Below are 16,532 nucleotides of genomic sequence, written 5' to 3'. Positions count from 1 at the left end.
AGCCCGGGCGGGCCCCCGTGCCGCCCCGTCCCGGCGGCACCCAGGTCCGGGCCGCCGTCCCCCCGCGCGGCGCCACCGCGGCCCCCGGTCCGGTCCCGACGCGCGGCACGGTGCCGGCCCTGCCGGTCGTGCGGCGCGGCGGCTACGACCAGGAGGCGGTCAACCGGGCCCTGCAGCAGGTCATCGACGAGAAGGCGGGCCTCGCCGCCGGGCTGAGCGGTGCCGAGCACCGCATCGCCGAGCTGGAGGCGGAGGTCCACGCCCTCCACCAGCAGGTCGCCGAGTTCAAGAACCCGACGTACGCCGGCCTCGGCGGCCGCGCGAGCGAGATGCTGCGCCTGGCCGAGGAGGAGGCGAGCGACGTGCGCGAGACGGCCGCCCAGGAGGCGTCCGAGATCCTCGAGCAGGCCAACCGCGACGCGCGCGCCATCCGCGCCGACGCCGCGCGCGAGGCCGAGGACATGCGCGCCGTCCAGCTGCGCGACCTCGAGGACCAGCGCACGCGGATCATCGCGGACGCCGAGCAGGAGCGGACCCTGGCCCGCTCCGAGGCCTCCGACGTGATCGCGTCCGCCAAGCGCGAGGCCGCCCAGCTGCGCCTGGCCGCCGAGCAGGAGGCCAACGACCTGCGCAGCAGCGCGACCCGCGAGGCCGAGAAGCTGCGTGCCGGCGCCGACCGCGAGGTCCAGGAGGCCCGCCGGGCCCTCGCCGTCGAGAAGGAGCGCCTGGCCCGCGAGGCCGCCGACCACCACGCGAGCGCGATGGCGCAGACCAACCAGATCGTGACCGAGGCCGAGGAGCGCGCCGTGGCCGCCGAGGAGCGGGCCCGCGAGGCGATCGCCCAGGGCTCCGCGCAGCGCGAGCAGGCGCAGCGCGAGGCCGAGGCGCTGCTCAGCCGCGCCCGCCGCGAGGCCGAGCAGATCGTCGCCTCCGCCCGCACGCAGAGCGAGTCGATCCAGGCCTCGGGCCACGCCGAGGCGGCGCGCGAGCTCGCCGCGCTCAAGTCGGAGGCCGAGCGCATGGCCCGGCGCCGCGACGCGATCGCCGCCCAGCTGGGCGCACTGCGCGACGTCGTCGCCGGCTTCGCGGCCGACGAGGACGCCCAGGCCTGAGGCTCGGGCGGGGGCTCAGTATTCCCCGCCTGAGCGGGGGACCTGTGCTCTACGGCCGATGCCTGGGCCGCAGAGCGCAGGTCTCCCGCGCAGGGTCCGGTACGGCGGGCTCAGCCCGCCTCGGCGACCTCGGCGCTCTCGGGCTCGCCGATGCGGACCTCCTGGACGCCGGCCTCGCCCAGCTTGACCACGATGACGCCGGCGAGGATGAGCAGTCCGCCCACCAGCTGCAGCGGGCCGGGCAGCTCGCCGAGCAGCAGCCACGCGAACACCAGCGCCATGACGACCTCGGAGAGCGCGACGAACGACGCGAGGCGCGAGCCGAGGCGACGCGACGCGGCGATCCCGGTCGTGTAGGCGAGCGCCGCGGTCACCAGACCGAGGCCCAGCACCGGGAGCCACCACGGGACGGCGGTCCCGCCGTACACGACGTCTGCGGTGGTCGCCGCCATGGGCAGCACCCCGACGAGACCCGCCGTGCCGAGGGTGAGCGCGCCGACGGTGAGGCCGCCGGCGGCCAGGACCGTGCCGGGCAGGCCGTTGTCCCCGTCGGCGGAGATGACGAAGTACGCCGCGCAGCCGATCATCGCGCCCAGCCCCCACAGCACGCCGACAACGTCGAGGTCGACACCGCTGCCCACGACGCCGAGCACCATCGCGAGGCCGACGGCCGCCACCGCGGCGCCCGCCACGGTCGTGCGCCCGGGGCGCTGGCCGTGGCGCAGCCACATCCAGACGATGACCGCGACGGGCGCGGTGTACTCGATGAGCAGCGCCACCCCGACCTGCAGGTACGACACCGCGTAGAAGTAGCAGAGCTGCGCCCCGGCCACGGCGAGCACGCCGTAGAGCGCGACGGTGCCGAGCGTGCGCGGCTGGCCGAGCAGGGTCCCCCACCGGCCCCGCAGGACGAGCACGGCGGGCACCAGCAGCACGAGCGCGGCCAGGGAGACGCGCGCCGTCACGGCGGCGCCGGCGGTCCAGCCCGCGTCGAGCAGGCCGCGCGCCAGCGCCCCCGACATCCCGAACGCCGAGGCGGAGGTCAGCGCGAGCAGCAGCCCCGCGCCGAGTCGCTGGCCGGGCACCACGGCCACGGGGGTGTCAGGAGTCAACGTCGTCATGGGTCATGACGGTAGACCTCGCTTGGTAAGGTGTCAAAATGCTTTTCACGCATGACACCGAGGTCTCGCTCGGGTCGGCCGTCGCACTGGTCAACAGCGCCGAGCCACCGGACACGATGACGACCGTGGCGGACCTCGACGAGTTCTTCGCGGGGTTCGAGTACGCCGGCCGCCACGACCGCACCCGGGCCGAGCTCGACGAGGTGCGCGACCTGCGCCCGCGGCTGCGCACGCTGCTGACGAGCACCCGCGACGACGCCGTCGGCATCGTCAACGCCATGCTCGCCGAGGCCGGCGCGCTCCCCCAGCTCGCCCGGCACGACGGCTGGGACTGGCACCTGCACGCCATCGACCCCGACCGCCCGTTCGCCGAGCGCATCGCCGTCGAGACCGCGATGGCCATGGTCGACGTCATCCGCTCCGACGAGATGTCGCGGCTCAGCCTGTGCGCGGCCGACGACTGCGCGGGCATCGTGCTGGACCTGTCGCGCAACCGCTCGCGGAAGTTCTGCTCGACCACGTGCGGCAACCGCACGGCGGTGGCGGCCTACCGGGCGCGCCAGAACGGCTGAGCCCGGCCCCGCGGCCGTGCCCGCCCGCGGCTGAGCGTGCCCACGCCGGGGCTCAGTCCTCCGCGGAGCGCTGGGCGGGCCCGGGGACCGGCACGTCGGCGTACGCCGCGAGGTTGTGCGCGTTGTACGCGCTCGAGTCGGCGCTCTTCATCGGCCCGTCCCACTCCCGCGGCAACGGCACGGCCACGCCGGGCGCGACGCGCGCGACGACCTCGTCCAGCACCCGCTCGGCGTCGCCCACCCAGAGGTGCTTCGCGCCGTCGACCCCGACGACCTCCGCCTGCGGGACGACGGCGAAGCGCTCGCGCGCCTCGTCGGGCCGCAGGTAGTCGTCGTGCTCCGGCACCAGCGCGGTCAGGGGCTTGCCCGATGTCGCCCATGCCTCGAGGTGCTCGGGGAGCGAGTAGCGCAGCGGCGGGCTGAGCAGCACGGCGCCGCGCACGTGGGGGTCCAGGCCGTGCATCAAGGTGACGTCCGTGCCGAACGACCAGCCGACGAGCCACACGTCGGGGAGGTCACCGAACTCGGCGTACTCGATCGCGGCGGCGACGTCGAAGCGCTCGCCGACCCCGTTGTCGAAGGTGCCCTCGCTCGTGCCCTGCTCGCTCCACGTGCCGCGCGAGTTGTAGCGGAGCACGGCGACCCCGGCCAGCGCCGGCAGGCGGAACGCGGCCTTGCGGAAGACGTGGCTGTCCATCATCCCGCCGTGCGTGGGCAGCGGGTGCAGGCAGATGATCGTCGCGACCGGGTCGCGGTCCTCCGGCAGCGCCAGCTCCCCGACGAGCGCGAGCCCGTCGGCCGTGTGCAGCGTCAGCGCCTCGCGGCGCGCCGGGAGGACGGAGTTCGCTCGGATCTTCTGGGCCACGCCGAGAAGGCTAGTCGCACCAGGCGCGCTCGCCGTCGGGGGCGAGGTCGAGGTCGCGCCGCACCACCGACAGCTCGTCACCCCAGCCGGCGCACGCCGTCGCGAGGCCCTCGTCGGTGTACTCCACGACGAGCACGCGGTCGCCGTACGACGCGGTGGAGGCGCCGCACTCGTCGTACGCGCCGCACTCCTCGACCACCGCCAGGTCGAAGCCGACCGCGGTGCCGTCGTACTCCCCCAGGTTCTTCTGCGCGACGGCGAGCCCGGCCTCGTGGCCGACCTCGACGAGCAGCTCGGCGTACGCCGCCGCGTCGTCCAGCGTGAGCAGCCCGTCGGAGCGGAGGAAGGAGTCGAGGTTGTCGAGCTCGACCGCGTCGAAGCCGTCCTCGGCGCAGCCCTCGATCCACGGCCGCACCACCGCGACGAGCGCCTCGCGCCGCTCCGGTGTGGAGGTGTCGAGGAGCACCTCGTCCCAGTCCTCGTCGACGACGGGCTCCCCCGCCGCGTCCACGAGGAGCAGGTCCCCCCAGGTGGCCTCGTCGCCGGGCTGGGCCTGGAACGCGTTCACGTAGCAGAGGTTGTAGACACCCGCGAGCGGCTCGGCCGCGCGGTCGCGCTCCACCACGGCGACGTCGTCGGGCACGTCGCGCGGGCCGCCGATCTGGTAGTCCCAGCGTGCCCCGGCCGGAGGCAGACCGACGGCCCCGTCCGCCTCCGCGCTGCGCTCCGTGCTCTCGCCCGGCCCCTCGTCGCCCGCCTGGGTCGCGCACCCGGCCGCCGCGAGCGCCAGCGCGGCCACCGTCCCGGCCACCGCGGCCCCACGTCGTACCCGCCCGGTGCCTCGCGCGCCCATCGCGTCCCCCCGCTCGACCGGGTGGGCCCCGGCGCCGTCGGTCAGTGAACCACGCGGGCACGGCGACGGGGTGCCGGCCGCGACCCGCGCGCCCGGCACCCCGCCGTCAGGACCCTGCCGAGGGTCAGCTGTAGTCGTGGAACCCGGCGCCGGTCTTGCGACCGAGGCGACCCTGGGCCACCGCCTCCTCGAGCGTGCGCGCCGGCGCCAGACCCGGCTCGCCGAACTCGCGGTGCAGCTCCTGCTGGATGGCGAGCGACACGTCGTTGCCGACCACGTCGAGCAGCTCGAAGGGGCCCATCGGCAGCCCCACCTGCTCCTTGATCGCCGCGTCGATCTCGACCAGGGAGTGCGTGCCCTGCTCGGCGAGCAGCGCCGCGTCGTTGAGGTAGGGGAACAGCAACGCGTTGACGATGAAGCCGGCGCGGTCGCCGCACGAGACGGCCACCTTGCCGACCTGGGCGCAGAGCGCGCGCACGGTCTCGTCGACCTCGGGGGCGGTGCTCTCCGTCGTCACGACCTCGACGAGCTTCATGACCGGCGCCGGGTTGAAGAAGTGCATGCCGATGACGGCCTCGGGACGCGAGGTGGCCTCGGCGCACCGGGCGATCGGCAGCGAGGACGTCGTCGTCGCGAGGATCGCGCCCGGCTTGCAGATGCGGTCGAGGTCGGCGAAGAGCTCGGTCTTCACCGCGAGGTCCTCCGCGATGGCCTCGACGACGAGGTCGACGTCGGCGAGCGCCTCGCGGGAGGTGGCGCCGTGCAGGCGTCCGAGCACGGCGGTCTTCGTCGCCTCGTCGCCGCGGCCCTTGGCGATCGCGCGGTCCTGGTTCTTGGTGATCGTGGCGACGACGCCTGCGAGCTTGTCGTCGCTGCGACCGACGTACGTGACCTCGAACCCGGCCTTGGCGAACACCTCGACGATGCCGGCGGCCATGGTGCCGGTGCCGACCACGCCCACGCTCCGCACCTCGTGGCGCAGCTGCGGGGCGTCGTCGGAGGACGGGGTCTCCTCGTCGGCGACGACGGCGCCGTCGGCCCACGTGTAGAGGCCTCGACCGGACGCGCGCCCGGTGCGACCCTCCGCGACGAGCTTCTCGAGCAGCTCGGCGGGCTGGTGCAGGTGGTCGCCGCTCTCGGCGTACCGCGCGGCGAGGGCGTCGCGCACGACGTCCAGACCGATCTCGTCGAGGGCCTGCAGCGGCCCGACGGGGTAGCCGCAGCCGAACCGCATGCCCGCGTCCACGTCGCCGCGCGTGGCGTAGCCGGACTCGTACATCCGCACGGCGTGGTTGAGGTACGGGTAGACCAGGGTGGCGCTGATCTGCTCGTTGTGTGAGGTCATGGCGGCGATGATGACACGAAACCTACTCACCGGTAAGTCCCTTTGTGGGCGGCGTCACGTCCCGCCCGCCGCCCCCGCCGCCGGCCGCCGCGGACCGCCGGTAGATTGCCCCGACGTGAGACTCGTCGTCGCTCGTTGCCAGGTGGACTACGCCGGGCGCCTGACCGCGCACCTCCCGATGGCCACGCGGGTCATCATGGTGAAGGCCGACGGCTCGGTGCTCGTGCACTCCGACGGCGGCTCCTACAAGCCGCTCAACTGGATGAGCCCGCCGTGCCGCCTCGTGGAGGGCACCACCGAGGACGGGGCCGTCGAGTGGGTCGTCACCAGCAAGGGCGACGACACCTTGCGCATCCTCATCGCCGAGGTGCTCTCCGACTCCAGCCACGACCTGGGCGTCGACCCGGGCCTGCAGAAGGACGGCGTCGAGAAGCACCTGCAGGCCCTGCTCGCCGAGCACCCGGCCACCCTGGCCGACGGCCTCACGCTGGTACGGCGGGAGTACCCCACCGCCATCGGGCCGGTCGACCTGATGTGCCGCGACGCCCTCGGCGCCTCGGTGGCGGTCGAGATCAAGCGCCGCGGCGAGATCGACGGCGTCGAGCAGCTCACCCGCTACCTCGAGCTGCTCAACCGCGACCCCGCGCTGCGTCCCGTGCGCGGCATCTTCGCCGCGCAGGAGATCAAGCCGCAGGCCCGCGTGCTGGCCACCGACCGCGGCATCACCTGCGCGGTGGTCGACTACGACGCGCTGCGCGGCATGGACGACGCCGAGGACCGGCTCTTTTGAGGACCCGGTCGTGAGCCTGCGCCTCCTCGACCCCGCCGGACGCGGTCTCGAGCTGACCGTGCGCGGCTACGAGTTCCCCGGCGCCGCGAGCACCGCGGAGGCCTACGACCCCGACGCCAACTGGCTCGTCGTCGACGCCGTCCTCCGCACCGGCGCGGCGACGCACCGGGTGAGCGAGCCCTGCCTCACCGCGACCGAGGCCCGGGCGCTCGCCGACTGGCTCCGTGCCGTCGCGGACGGCCGGGGCTGGGCGAGCCTGACGTTCACCGAGCCGACGCTGGCCTTCCGCCTCTCGCGCCAGGCGGGCGGGAGCGCCGCGCTCGAGGTGCGGCTGCGCGCCACCCACTCGCCCGGCGTTCCCACGACGGTGGGGCTCGTCGTACCGTCGCCCGACCTGCGCGCCGCCGCCGACGCGTGGGAGGACCACCTCGTCGACTACCCGGAGCGCTGAGCATGCTGATCCACCACGTCGCCACCGCCGCGGACTGGGAGCGGGCCCGGGCGACCGGCTCGTACACCACGTCGACCCGGGGGCGCAGCCTCGAGCAGGAGGGCTTCCTCCACGCGGCGCGCGCCGAGCAGGTCGACGGTGTGCTGGAGCGCTGGTACGCCGACGTCACCGAGCCGCTGGTGCTGCTCGTCGTCGACACGGACCGGCTCGACGAGCTCGGGATCCCGTGGCGGGAGGACCCGGTCGGCGACGACACCTACCCCCACGTGTACGGCGAGCTCCCCGCTACCGCGGTGGGGGCGGTCGAGCCCGTCACGCCCGGCGAGCCTCCATCGAGGGCGTGACCGGGCCGGTCGCGCCGACGAGTCGCGCGACCTCCTCCGCGCACCCCCACGAAAGGGTGACCCCGGCACCGCCGTGGCCGTAGCAGTGGACGACGTCACCCACCCGCTCGACGCGTACGGCGGGACGCAGCGGCCGCAGACCCACCTTGTGCCGCAGCACCCGGGCGTCGCGCAGGCCCGGCACGAGACGCGCGGCGCGGGCCAGGATCGACGCCGCCACCTCCGGTGACGGGGTGCGGCTCCACTCCCCCTCCAGGTCGGTGCCGCCGACCACCACGTCGCGGCTGCGGGGGATGACGTAGGTGGGGTCCTCGCCCGACGGGTCGAGCCACCACCGGTCGAGCCCGAACTGCTCGACGACCACGACCTGGCCGCGGTTGGGCACCACCGTGCAGTCGGAGGCGAGCAGCCGCGACCCGATGCCCGTGCAGTTGACGACCACGTCCGCGGAGCTCGGCAGCGCCGAGAGGTTCATGCGGGTGATGGTGCCGCCCAGCGCCTCGACGCGCCCGGCCAGCCACCGCAGGTAGACGGGCATCTCGACGAGCGGGGTGCGGAACGTCCACCCGTCGACGTACCCGTCCGGCAGCGCGGTCTCGCGGGCCAGCGCGGGCCCGCCGTCGGCCCACCACGGGTCGGGGGTCGGCGTGCGGAACACCTCGGTGCCCTCGCGCAGGACCACCCCCGCGTCGGGGTCGGTGTCGGCGATCGCGTCGAGCACGGCGTACGTCGTGCGCCCCCAGTCGCCCACCCGGGTGCGGGGGAAGGCGAGGTAGGGGTACCAGATCGCCCCGGCCACCGCCGAGGTCGTCTCCAGGGGCAGGTCGCGGGCGACGACGTCGACCCGGTGACCGTCCTCGAGCAGGCGGACCGCCGCCGAGAGGCCCACGACCCCGGCGCCGACGACGATCACGCGACTCACCGGACGGCCCTGCTCACGCGCCCGCGACCGGCGGCGCGGTCGGGTCGGCGGCCTCCGCGCGCTGCTCGCGCGCGACGTACTCCTCGATGTCGTTGACGTCGTCCCGGCTGCGGGTCACGACCGTCAGCAGGTCGCTCATGGTGGCGACCTCCTCGACCTGCTCCTTGATGAACCACTGCATGAACTGCTCGGAGGCGAAGTCGCTCTCCTCGCGGGCGGTGCGCAGCAGCGCGTTGATCTGCTCGGTCACCTTCTTCTCCTGCGCCAGCGCGAGCGCGACGGGGGCGACGAGGTCGTCGAACGCGGAGATCGGGGCGCCGACGCCGGGGATCGTCACGGCGGCGTCGGTGTCGAGGAGGTACTTGACCATCATCATCGCGTGGTCGCGCTCCTCGACCGCCTGGCCGTAGAAAAACGCGGCCATCTGCGGCATGGTCAGGGCGTCGTAGTAGACCGCGCACGCCAGGTACTGGTTGTGGGCGGCGAGCTCGTTGCCGATCTGGGCGTTGAGCTGCTCGGCGAAGCGGGCGGCGGGCATGGGCACTCCTCGGTCACGGGCGACGGCTGCGGTGATCATGGCAGGCGCCGCGTCGCGGCGGGCGCTCAGGCAGCCTTCTCCAGCTTCTTCTTCGAGACCTTCTTGCCGTCGACGCGCACGAGGTGGCGGTGCTTGACGGTGTAGCCGTCCGGCAGCGTGCCCTCCTTGAGCATGCGCAGGGGGCAGCGGCCGCACTTCGACCTCGACTCGCAGCACTTCAACTTGGGGAGCTTCTTCCCCTTCGACTTGCCCACGGGCTCGATCCTACGGGACCCGGGAAGGCTCGCCTTCCTGTGTGACCGGCACCGCACCCCGGCACACCCCGGGCGCACCCCGGGCCGCGCCCGGCGTTTGCCTGCGACCCCCCGCCGGGAAGGGTGGCCCGCCATGAGCAGCCAGCCTCCCCCGCCGCCGCGGGACCCGGCGTACCCGCCGCCGTCGCCCCGCCCGACCTCCCCCGCCCGACCCGCGGGCGGTCCGGGCACCACCGGGGCCGGCGTCGTGCTGCTCGTCATGGCCCTGACCTCGATGCTGGTCAGCGGCGTGCCGGACGCGCTCACCCACTCCGTCTTCGGGGACGGCGAGGGCGAGGGCGACGTGGGCGTGCTGAAGCTCTACGTCTCCGCGCAGGTGGCCAACGCCCTGGTCGCCCTGGGGCTGGTGCTGCTCGCCGGTGCGCTGACCTGCTTCGCCCTCACCCTGGTACGGCGCGCTCGCCGCTGAACGGTCGGCCCCGCGCTCAGGCGAGGCCGTTGGCCTCGCGGATGACGTCGACGATGCCGCCCATGATCTCGGTCAGGCCGAAGTCCTTGGGCGTGTAGACCGCCGCGACGCCGAGCTCGCGCAGCCGGCGGGCGTCGGAGTCGGGGATGATCCCGCCGACGATGACCGGGATGTCGTCGGCGCCCGCGGCCCGCAGGCCCTCGAGCACGTCGGGCACCAGCTCCATGTGCGAGCCCGACAGGATCGAGAGACCGACGCAGTGCACGTCCTCGGCGACCGCGGCCGACACGATCTGCTCCGGGGTGAGCCGGATGCCCTGGTAGACGACCTCGAAGCCGGCGTCGCGGGCCCGCACGGCGACCTGCTCGGCGCCGTTGGAGTGCCCGTCCAGCCCGGGCTTGCCCACGAGGAGGCGCAGCCGGCCGCCCAGCTCCTCGCCGGTGCCGGCGACCCGCTCGCGCACCGCGGTGAGCTCGGCGCCCGCCTCGGCGACGCCGACCGCGCCGGAGACGCCCGTCGGCGCGCGGAACTCCCCGAAGACCTCGCGCAGCGTGCCGGCCCACTCCCCCGTCGTGGCGCCCGCGCGGGCGGCGGCCAGGGTGGCGTGCATGAGGTTGGTGTCGGACTTCGCGTCCGCGGCCAGGCGGGCCAGCGCCTCGGCCACGGCCTTCTCGTCGCGCTCGGCCTTCCACGCCTCGACCGACGCGATGGCGGCCGCCTCGGCCTCGGGGTCGGCGGTCTGGATCGCACCGTCGAGGTCGGCGGTCAGGGGCGACGGCTCCGTGCTCTGGAACTTGTTGACCCCGACGATGATCTCCTCGCCGCGCTCGATCCGCGCCCGACGGGCCGCGTGCGAGGAGACGAGAGCCTGCTTCATGTAGCCCGACTCGACGGCCGCGATCGCGCCGCCCATCGCCTGGACCCGGTCGATCTCGGCCTTCGCGCTCTCCACGAGCTCGGCGACCTTCGCCTCGACGACGCGGCTGCCGTCGAAGATGTCGCCGTACTCCAGCAGGTCCGACTCGTAGGCCAGCACCTGCTGCAGGCGCAGCGACCACTGCTGGTCCCAGGGACGCGGCAGGCCGAGCGCCTCGTTCCACGCCGGCAGCTGCACGGCGCGGGCCCGGGCGTCCTTGCTCAGCGTGACCGCCAGCATCTCCAGCACGATGCGCTGCACGTTGTTCTCGGGCTGCGACTCCGTCAGCCCCAGGCTGTTGACCTGCACGCCGTAGCGGAAGCGGCGCATCTTCGCGTCGGTGACGCCGTACCGCTCGCGGGTGATCTCGTCCCACAGCTGCACGAACGCGCGCATCTTGCACATCTCCTCGACGAAGCGCACGCCGGCGTTCACGAAGAACGAGATGCGGCCGACGACCTTCTCGAAGTCGGCCTCGTCCACCTGGCCCGACGCCTTCACGGCGTCGAGGACCGCGATCGCGGTGCACAGCGAGTACGCCAGCTCCTGCGTCGGCGTCGCGCCCGCCTCCTGCAGGTGGTAGCTGCAGATGTTGATCGGGTTCCACTTCGGGATCTGGTGGACCGTGTAGGCGATCATGTCGCTGATCAGGCGCAGGGAGTGCTCGGGCGGGAACACGTAGGTCCCGCGCGAGAGGTACTCCTTGATGATGTCGTTCTGGGTGGTGCCGGCCAGCTGGCCCGCCACCTCCTCCGGCGACAGCTCGGGGTTCTGCTCCTCCGCGGCCACCTGGTACATCGCCAGCAGCCACATCGCGGTGGCGTTGATCGTCATCGACGTGTTCATCCCGGTCAGCGGGATGGCGTCGAACAGCTTGCGCATCTCCCCCAGGTGCGGCACCGGCACGCCGACCTTGCCGACCTCGCCGCGCGAGAGCGGGCTGTCGGGGTCGTAGCCCGTCTGCGTCGGCAGGTCGAACGCCACCGACAGACCGGTCTGGCCCTTCTCGAGGTTGCCGCGGTACAGCGCGTTGGACGCCTCCGCGGTCGAGTGCCCCGCGTACGTCCGCATGACCCACGGCCGGTCCTTCGCCGGGCGCTCGGGAACAGCGGCGGGGGTGGGAGCGGCGGCGGCGTCGACAGCGCTCTGCGGGGAGTTGGTCATGGGGGCAGAGTATGACGAAAGTGACTGACAGGTAACCACGATGTGTGGTCCATCCGACACGCCCTCAGGCCGGGCTGGCGACGCTCTCGACCTCCATGAGGCGGGCCAGGTGCGACAGGTGCATGAGGCGCCGGACCCCGGGCTGCGGGGACGCCACCGCCAGGCGGTGCCCCGCACGCGCCGCGCGTCGACCCGCTGCCGCGAGCACCCGCAGCGCGGTCAGGTCCACGTTGTCCACGCCGGCCAGGTCCACGACCACGCGGTCGTGGTGCACCAGCGCCTCGTCGATGGCGCTGCGCACCCGGCCGGTGCTGCGCACGTCGAAGTCGCCCACCAGCTCCAGCCGAGGGCCGGCGCCCACGATCTCCACCGGCCGCGCGCGCTCGGTCCCCCGCGTCATCTCGTCCCCCGTCCCCGGGCCGCTCCCCCGGCGGCCGCGAGCACCACGCTGCCAGCACCGCGCCGCACCGCGCATCCGACTTTCGGTGGACCTCCACGCGCCGCAGGTCGCCCCCGTCAGCCCTAGGGTGGACGGATGGTCAACCTGACGCGCATCTACACCCGCACCGGCGACGCCGGCACGACGCGGCTCGGCGACATGAGCGAGACGACGAAGACCGACCGGCGGCTCGAGGCCTACGCCGACGTCGACGAGGCGAACGCCCACATCGGCGTCGCGGTGGCCGTCGGCGACCTCGAGCCCGACGTCGTCGCCGTCCTCACCCGGGTGCAGAACGACCTCTTCGACGTCGGCGCGGACTTCTCCACCCCGGTCGTCCCCGACCCCGAGTACCCGCCGCTGCGGGTCGAGCCCGACTACGTCGACCGCCTCGAGGCGTGGTGCGACGCCTACAACGAGCACCTGCCGAGGCTGCGCTCCTTCATCCTCAACGGCGGTACGCCGGGAGCAGCGCACCTGCACGTCGCGCGCACCGTCGTACGACGGGCCGAGCGCGCCGCGTGGGCGGCCCACGAGCAGCACGGCGACACGATGAACCTCGAGGCGATCAAGTATCTCAACCGGCTCTCCGACCTGCTCTTCATCCTGGCCCGGCACGCGAACCGCGAGAACGGCGACGTGCTCTGGGTGCCGGGGGGCGAGCGCGACTGAGCTCCACCCCGGCCGTGGGGGTGCGGGCGGCCCGTCAGGCGTCGCGGGCGCGGTCGGCGTGCCCCAGGCCGCGCTCCGGGGCGGCCAGGTCGCGGACCCGGCGCTTCAGCTCGGTGATCTCGGGGAACCCGCCGTCGGCGGCGCGGTCCCACACCTGGTGGCGCACGCCGTCGACCTCGACCTCGACCCGGAACGCGCCCCCGGTGGCCGGGGCGAGCGCGACCTCGTCGAGCTCGTCGGTGAAGGTCTGCAGCAGCTCCCCGGCGTACCAGCTGGCGCGCAGGAGCCAGTTGCAGCGGGTGCAGTAGGTGATGCGGACGCGGGCGGTCACGGCCGGCTCAGATGTGCTCGGCGGTGCCGGGCGGGGCGGCCTCGAGCCAGGCCTGCAGGCCCATGAGGGAGGCCGAGCCGAGGGCCAGCTCGACGGGGCCCTGCGGCGTCGTGCACTCGACGACCACGTGGTCGGCGTAGAGCGACGAGCTCTCCCCCTCCACGGGGGCGCGACGACCGACGTACTGCAGCTCCGAGCGCCCCCAGACGCGCTTGGGACGCGGGGAGAGGGAGAAGATCCGGAACCACTCGAGGCGACCGCCCTGGTAGCGGCCCAGGCCGAGCACCCACCCGTGGCCGGGGTCCTGCGTGCGCAGCCGCACGCTCAGCTCGAAGGTGCCGCCACCGCGGGACAGGAGCCGGCGGCGGACGACGAGACCGATGCCGTAGAGGACCAGCAGCGCGACGAGGACGGCGAGGCCGTCGAGCAGCCACTGCCACCACGGCATGCGCGTCCTCCTCGGGGGTGGGGGAACCGCGACGACCCGACGGGCCGTGCGGTGTCCGCATGCTACTGCCCGGCCCGCACCCTCGAGGGCGCGGGCCGGGCAGCAGCGGTGGTACAGGTGGTGCGGGGTACGACGCGGGTCAGGACGCGTGCTCGACGGCCCGGATCCGCGCCTCGGCGATGAGGAGCGCGTCGCGCGCCTCCGTGTCGTCCTCGCCCGCGTCCTTGACGCGCTCGAGCTCCGCGCGCGCCTTCTCGACGTCGATCTCGTGCGACAGCTCGGCGTACTCCGAGAGCACCGAGACCCGGTTGTCCGCGACCGACAGGAACCCGTCGGACACGGCCGCGATCCAGGTCTCGCCCTCGGCGGACTGGATGTCGACGACTCCGTGGAAGAGCACGGACAGCAGCGGCGCGTGCCCCGGGAGGACACCCACGTCACCCGCGACCGTGCGGGCGATGACGCGGGTGGCCTCGCCGGACCACACCACGCGGTCCGCGCTGACCAGCTCGACGTGCAGCGTGCCGGCCATCGTCAGAGGTTCTTCTGGATGTCGGCCCACTTGGCCTCGACGTCGTCGAGACCACCGCACATGAAGAACGCCTGCTCCGCCACGTGGTCGTACTCGCCCTCGGCGATCTTGTTGAAGGCCTCGATCGTGTCCGCGATGGTCACGGTCGAGCCCTCGATGCCGGTGAACTGCTTGGCCACGTAGGTGTTCTGCGACAGGAAGCGCTGGATGCGGCGCGCGCGGTGGACGACGATCTTGTCCTCCTCGCTGAGCTCGTCGACACCGAGGATCGCGATGATGTCCTGCAGCTCCTTGTTGCGCTGGAGGATCTGCTTGACACGGATCGCGCACTCGTAGTGCTCACGGCCGATGTACTGCGGGTCGAGGATCCGCGACGTCGAGGTGAGCGGGTCCACGGCGGGGTAGATGCCCAGCGACGCGATGTCGCGCGAGAGCTCCGTCGTGGCGTCGAGGTGGGCGAACGTCGTGGCCGGCGCCGGGTCGGTGTAGTCGTCGGCGGGCACGTAGATCGCCTGCATCGAGGTGATCGAGTGACCACGCGTCGAGGTGATCCGCTCCTGCAGCTGACCCATCTCGTCGGCCAGGTTGGGCTGGTAGCCCACGGCGGACGGCATGCGGCCGAGCAGCGTGGAGACCTCCGAGCCGGCCTGCGTGAACCGGAAGATGTTGTCGATGAACAGCAGCACGTCCTGCTTCTGCACGTCGCGGAAGTACTCCGCCATCGTCAGCGCGGAGAGCGCGACGCGCAGGCGCGTGCCCGGCGGCTCGTCCATCTGGCCGAAGACGAGGGCGGTCTGGCCGAAGACACCGGCCTCCTCCATCTCGACCATGAGGTCGTTGCCCTCACGGGTGCGCTCGCCGACACCGGCGAACACCGACACACCACCGTGGTTGCGGGCCACACGCGCGATCATCTCCTGGATGAGCACGGTCTTGCCCACGCCGGCGCCGCCGAACAGGCCGATCTTGCCGCCCGTCACGTACGGGGTCAGCAGGTCGATGACCTTGATGCCGGTCTCGAACATCTGCGTCTTCGACTCGAGCTGGTCGAAGGCGGGCGCCTTGCGGTGGATGCCCCAGCGCTCGTTGACCTCGAGGGTCTCGCCCGGCGCGAGGTTCATGCAGTCGCCGGTCGTGTTGAACACCTTGCCGAGCGTCACGTCGCCCACCGGCACGGTGATGGACTCACCCGTGTCGGTGACCTGCGCGCCGCGGACCAGGCCGTCGGTCGGCTTCATGGAGATGGCGCGGACCATGCCGTCGCCGATGTGCTGCGCGACCTCGAGGATGATCGTGGTCGACTCGCCGCCCAGGTCGAAGGTGACCTGGAGGGCGTTGTAGATCGCGGGCATCGCGTCGGTCGGGAACTCGATGTCCACGACCGGGCCGATGACGCGGGTGATGCGACCGACGGAACCGGTGGCCCCGCCAGCCTGGGTCTCATCAACAGTGATGGTCATTGTGTTCACTCACTCCCGGCTTGGGCGTCGGCAAGCGCGTTGACGCCACCGACGATCTCGCTGATTTCCTGGGTGATGCCGGCCTGGCGGGCCTGGTTGGCGATCCGCTTGTACTTCTTGATGAGCTCGTCCGCGTTGTCCGTGGCCGACTTCATCGCCTTCTGGCGGGCCGCGAGCTCGGACGCCGCCGCCTGCAGGAGCGCGAAGAAGATCCGGCTCTGCACGTACTTCGGCAGCAGCGCGTCCAGCACCTCGGTGCCCGACGGCTCGAACTCGTAGAGCGGGAGGAGGTCGGCCTGCTCCGGCGCCTCCGTGCCCTCGACGACCTCCAGCGGCAGCAGGCGGATGGCCTGCGGCTCCTGGACGAGCATCGACTTGAAGCGCGTGAAGACCACGTGCACCTCGTCGACGCCCTGGACGTCGTCCACGGTCTCGCCGGACTCGGCGAGGAACGCGGTGATGAGCGCCTGGCCGATCGACCGGGCGTCGTCGTACGACGGCTGGTCGCTCGAACCGGTCCACGCCCGGACGATCGGGCGCTGGCGGAACTTGAAGTACGCCTCGCCCTTGCGGCCGCTGATGTACGCGTCGACCTGCTTGCCCTCGCCCCGGAGGCGCTCGATGAGGCGCTCGGCCTCCTTGAGCACGTTGGACGAGTAGGCCCCGGCCAGGCCGCGGTCGCTCGTGACGATGAGGACCGCGGCCCGGGTCGAGTTCTCCGGCTCGGTCGTCAGCGGGTGGTCGACGTTCGAGAACGTCGCCACCGCCGAGACCGCGCGGGTGAGCTCACGGGCGTACGGCGCGGCGGCCTGCGCCCGCTGCTGCGCCTTGATGATGCGAGACGCAGCGATGAGCTCCATGGCGCGCGTGATCTTCTTCATCGACTCGGTCGATCGGATCCGCGCGCGGTACTCACGCAGCGATACGGCCATCG

The 16,532-nt window shown here is 73.1% G+C and carries 21 protein-coding genes; 7 read left to right on the top strand and 14 right to left on the bottom strand.

Annotation, left to right across the window (positions count from 1 at the left end; genetic code table 11):
- Window positions 1-1,112 (top strand): DivIVA domain-containing protein (locus KK617_RS04965; RefSeq protein WP_277498475.1); only part of this gene is annotated, 1,112 nt, incomplete at its 5' end.
- A gap of 110 nt (window positions 1,113-1,222) precedes the next feature.
- On the opposite strand, the gene KK617_RS04960 is transcribed toward KK617_RS04965, so the two are convergent.
- Window positions 1,223-2,233 (bottom strand): EamA family transporter, encoded by a 1,011-nt coding sequence (locus KK617_RS04960; protein ID WP_277498473.1) that lies wholly within the window; start codon window positions 2,231-2,233, stop codon window positions 1,223-1,225.
- 38 nt (window positions 2,234-2,271) lie between these two features.
- On the opposite strand from KK617_RS04960, the gene KK617_RS04955 reads away from it, so the two are divergent.
- A complete protein-coding gene (locus KK617_RS04955) occupies window positions 2,272-2,805 on the top strand; it encodes a CGNR zinc finger domain-containing protein (RefSeq protein ID WP_277498469.1) in 534 nt (177 codons plus the stop codon).
- A gap of 52 nt (window positions 2,806-2,857) precedes the next feature.
- Here KK617_RS04955 and KK617_RS04950 read toward each other — a convergent pair whose 3' ends face one another.
- The 3 genes from KK617_RS04950 to KK617_RS04940 all read right to left on the bottom strand — a co-directional run bounded on the left by KK617_RS04950 (window position 2,858) and on the right by KK617_RS04940 (window position 5,868).
- Window positions 2,858-3,670: an alpha/beta hydrolase gene (locus KK617_RS04950; RefSeq protein ID WP_277498467.1), complete on the bottom strand. Its 813-nt coding sequence runs from the start codon at window positions 3,668-3,670 to the stop codon at window positions 2,858-2,860.
- 10 nt (window positions 3,671-3,680) lie between these two features.
- Window positions 3,681-4,523 carry an endo alpha-1,4 polygalactosaminidase gene (locus KK617_RS04945; RefSeq protein WP_277498465.1) on the bottom strand — a complete coding sequence of 281 codons (843 nt, stop codon included), beginning with the start codon at window positions 4,521-4,523 and terminating at the stop codon, window positions 3,681-3,683.
- 124 nt (window positions 4,524-4,647) lie between these two features.
- Entirely contained in the window at window positions 4,648-5,868 is a 1,221-nt protein-coding gene (locus KK617_RS04940; protein WP_277498463.1) for a 3-hydroxyacyl-CoA dehydrogenase NAD-binding domain-containing protein, read from the bottom strand.
- A gap of 115 nt (window positions 5,869-5,983) precedes the next feature.
- Here KK617_RS04940 and nucS point away from each other — a divergent pair, with 115 nt between their 5' ends.
- From nucS to KK617_RS04925, 3 genes are read left to right on the top strand one after another with little or no spacing between them, the layout of a single operon-like run.
- Complete coding sequence (nucS, locus tag KK617_RS04935; protein WP_277498462.1) at window positions 5,984-6,658, top strand: endonuclease NucS; 675 nt, start codon at window positions 5,984-5,986, stop codon at window positions 6,656-6,658.
- Window positions 6,659-6,668: 10 nt separating this feature from the next.
- Complete coding sequence (locus tag KK617_RS04930) at window positions 6,669-7,109, top strand: hypothetical protein (RefSeq protein ID WP_277498460.1); 441 nt, start codon at window positions 6,669-6,671, stop codon at window positions 7,107-7,109.
- Window positions 7,110-7,111: 2 nt separating this feature from the next.
- Window positions 7,112-7,453, top strand: a complete 342-nt coding sequence (locus tag KK617_RS04925) for a DUF952 domain-containing protein (RefSeq protein ID WP_277498458.1) — start codon at window positions 7,112-7,114, stop codon at window positions 7,451-7,453.
- Here KK617_RS04925 and KK617_RS04920 read toward each other — a convergent pair.
- The 3 genes from KK617_RS04920 to KK617_RS04910 form a co-directional block, all read right to left on the bottom strand.
- Entirely contained in the window at window positions 7,422-8,375 is a 954-nt protein-coding gene (locus KK617_RS04920) for an FAD-dependent oxidoreductase (RefSeq protein WP_277498457.1), read from the bottom strand. The genes KK617_RS04925 and KK617_RS04920 overlap by 32 nt on opposite strands.
- Window positions 8,376-8,388: 13 nt before the next feature.
- Window positions 8,389-8,913, bottom strand: coding sequence for a ferritin (locus KK617_RS04915; protein ID WP_277498456.1), 525 nt, complete (start codon window positions 8,911-8,913; stop codon window positions 8,389-8,391).
- Between the two features lie 65 nt (window positions 8,914-8,978).
- A complete protein-coding gene (locus KK617_RS04910; protein WP_277498453.1) occupies window positions 8,979-9,167 on the bottom strand; it encodes a hypothetical protein in 189 nt (62 codons plus the stop codon).
- 133 nt (window positions 9,168-9,300) lie between these two features.
- Between KK617_RS04910 and KK617_RS04905 the strand changes: the two genes are divergently transcribed.
- Window positions 9,301-9,636 (top strand): hypothetical protein, encoded by a 336-nt coding sequence (locus KK617_RS04905; protein ID WP_277498452.1) that lies wholly within the window; start codon window positions 9,301-9,303, stop codon window positions 9,634-9,636.
- A gap of 16 nt (window positions 9,637-9,652) precedes the next feature.
- Here KK617_RS04905 and KK617_RS04900 read toward each other — a convergent pair whose 3' ends face one another.
- Both KK617_RS04900 and KK617_RS04895 read right to left on the bottom strand, forming a co-directional pair.
- Window positions 9,653-11,716 carry a protein meaA gene (locus KK617_RS04900; protein WP_277498451.1) on the bottom strand — a complete coding sequence of 688 codons (2,064 nt, stop codon included), beginning with the start codon at window positions 11,714-11,716 and terminating at the stop codon, window positions 9,653-9,655.
- A gap of 64 nt (window positions 11,717-11,780) precedes the next feature.
- Window positions 11,781-12,116, bottom strand: a complete 336-nt coding sequence (locus tag KK617_RS04895) for an STAS domain-containing protein (protein WP_277498449.1) — start codon at window positions 12,114-12,116, stop codon at window positions 11,781-11,783.
- Window positions 12,117-12,251: 135 nt separating this feature from the next.
- Between KK617_RS04895 and KK617_RS04890 the strand changes: the two genes are divergently transcribed.
- A complete protein-coding gene (locus tag KK617_RS04890) occupies window positions 12,252-12,827 on the top strand; it encodes a cob(I)yrinic acid a,c-diamide adenosyltransferase (protein ID WP_277498447.1) in 576 nt (191 codons plus the stop codon).
- Between the two features lie 34 nt (window positions 12,828-12,861).
- Here KK617_RS04890 and KK617_RS04885 read toward each other — a convergent pair whose 3' ends face one another.
- The 5 genes from KK617_RS04885 to KK617_RS04865 all read right to left on the bottom strand — a co-directional run bounded on the left by KK617_RS04885 (window position 12,862) and on the right by KK617_RS04865 (window position 16,530).
- On the bottom strand, window positions 12,862-13,158 hold the full coding sequence (locus KK617_RS04885) for a SelT/SelW/SelH family protein (protein ID WP_277498445.1): 297 nt from the start codon (window positions 13,156-13,158) through the stop codon (window positions 12,862-12,864).
- Window positions 13,159-13,165: 7 nt separating this feature from the next.
- Window positions 13,166-13,606: a DUF2550 domain-containing protein gene (locus KK617_RS04880; RefSeq protein WP_277498444.1), complete on the bottom strand. Its 441-nt coding sequence runs from the start codon at window positions 13,604-13,606 to the stop codon at window positions 13,166-13,168.
- A 139-nt stretch (window positions 13,607-13,745) separates the two neighbouring features.
- On the bottom strand, window positions 13,746-14,138 hold the full coding sequence (locus KK617_RS04875; RefSeq protein WP_277498443.1) for a F0F1 ATP synthase subunit epsilon: 393 nt from the start codon (window positions 14,136-14,138) through the stop codon (window positions 13,746-13,748).
- Between the two features lie 2 nt (window positions 14,139-14,140).
- The gene (gene atpD, locus KK617_RS04870; RefSeq protein WP_277498478.1) at window positions 14,141-15,598 is read right to left on the bottom strand and encodes a F0F1 ATP synthase subunit beta; all 1,458 of its coding nucleotides are present in this window, start codon (window positions 15,596-15,598) and stop codon (window positions 14,141-14,143) included.
- A 5-nt stretch (window positions 15,599-15,603) separates the two neighbouring features.
- Window positions 15,604-16,530 (bottom strand): F0F1 ATP synthase subunit gamma, encoded by a 927-nt coding sequence (locus tag KK617_RS04865; protein WP_277498441.1) that lies wholly within the window; start codon window positions 16,528-16,530, stop codon window positions 15,604-15,606.
- Window positions 16,531-16,532 lie beyond the last annotated feature (2 nt).

It is taken from the genome of Nocardioides sp. ChNu-99, assembly GCF_029493445.1.
Classification (GTDB): Bacteria; Actinomycetota; Actinomycetes; order Propionibacteriales; family Nocardioidaceae; genus Nocardioides.
This window is presented reverse-complemented; position numbering and strand designations above follow the sequence as displayed.

What these genes read in the sequence shown, in the direction of transcription:
- KK617_RS04960 (WP_277498473.1), bottom strand. Translation starts at nt 2,233, where the DNA reads ATGACGACGTTGACTCCTGACACCCCCGTGGCCGTGGTGCCCGGCCAG.
- KK617_RS04955 (WP_277498469.1), top strand. Translation starts at nt 2,272, where the DNA reads ATGCTTTTCACGCATGACACCGAGGTCTCGCTCGGGTCGGCCGTCGCA.
- KK617_RS04945 (WP_277498465.1), bottom strand. Translation starts at nt 4,523, where the DNA reads ATGGGCGCGCGAGGCACCGGGCGGGTACGACGTGGGGCCGCGGTGGCC.
- KK617_RS04940 (WP_277498463.1), bottom strand. Translation starts at nt 5,868, where the DNA reads ATGACCTCACACAACGAGCAGATCAGCGCCACCCTGGTCTACCCGTAC.
- KK617_RS04925 (WP_277498458.1), top strand. Translation starts at nt 7,112, where the DNA reads ATGCTGATCCACCACGTCGCCACCGCCGCGGACTGGGAGCGGGCCCGG.
- KK617_RS04915 (WP_277498456.1), bottom strand. Translation starts at nt 8,913, where the DNA reads ATGCCCGCCGCCCGCTTCGCCGAGCAGCTCAACGCCCAGATCGGCAAC.
- KK617_RS04905 (WP_277498452.1), top strand. Translation starts at nt 9,301, where the DNA reads ATGAGCAGCCAGCCTCCCCCGCCGCCGCGGGACCCGGCGTACCCGCCG.
- KK617_RS04900 (WP_277498451.1), bottom strand. Translation starts at nt 11,716, where the DNA reads ATGACCAACTCCCCGCAGAGCGCTGTCGACGCCGCCGCCGCTCCCACC.
- KK617_RS04895 (WP_277498449.1), bottom strand. Translation starts at nt 12,116, where the DNA reads ATGACGCGGGGGACCGAGCGCGCGCGGCCGGTGGAGATCGTGGGCGCC.
- KK617_RS04890 (WP_277498447.1), top strand. Translation starts at nt 12,252, where the DNA reads ATGGTCAACCTGACGCGCATCTACACCCGCACCGGCGACGCCGGCACG.
- KK617_RS04880 (WP_277498444.1), bottom strand. Translation starts at nt 13,606, where the DNA reads ATGCCGTGGTGGCAGTGGCTGCTCGACGGCCTCGCCGTCCTCGTCGCG.
- KK617_RS04875 (WP_277498443.1), bottom strand. Translation starts at nt 14,138, where the DNA reads ATGGCCGGCACGCTGCACGTCGAGCTGGTCAGCGCGGACCGCGTGGTG.
- atpD (WP_277498478.1), bottom strand. Translation starts at nt 15,598, where the DNA reads ATGACCATCACTGTTGATGAGACCCAGGCTGGCGGGGCCACCGGTTCC.
- KK617_RS04865 (WP_277498441.1), bottom strand. Translation starts at nt 16,530, where the DNA reads ATGGCCGTATCGCTGCGTGAGTACCGCGCGCGGATCCGATCGACCGAG.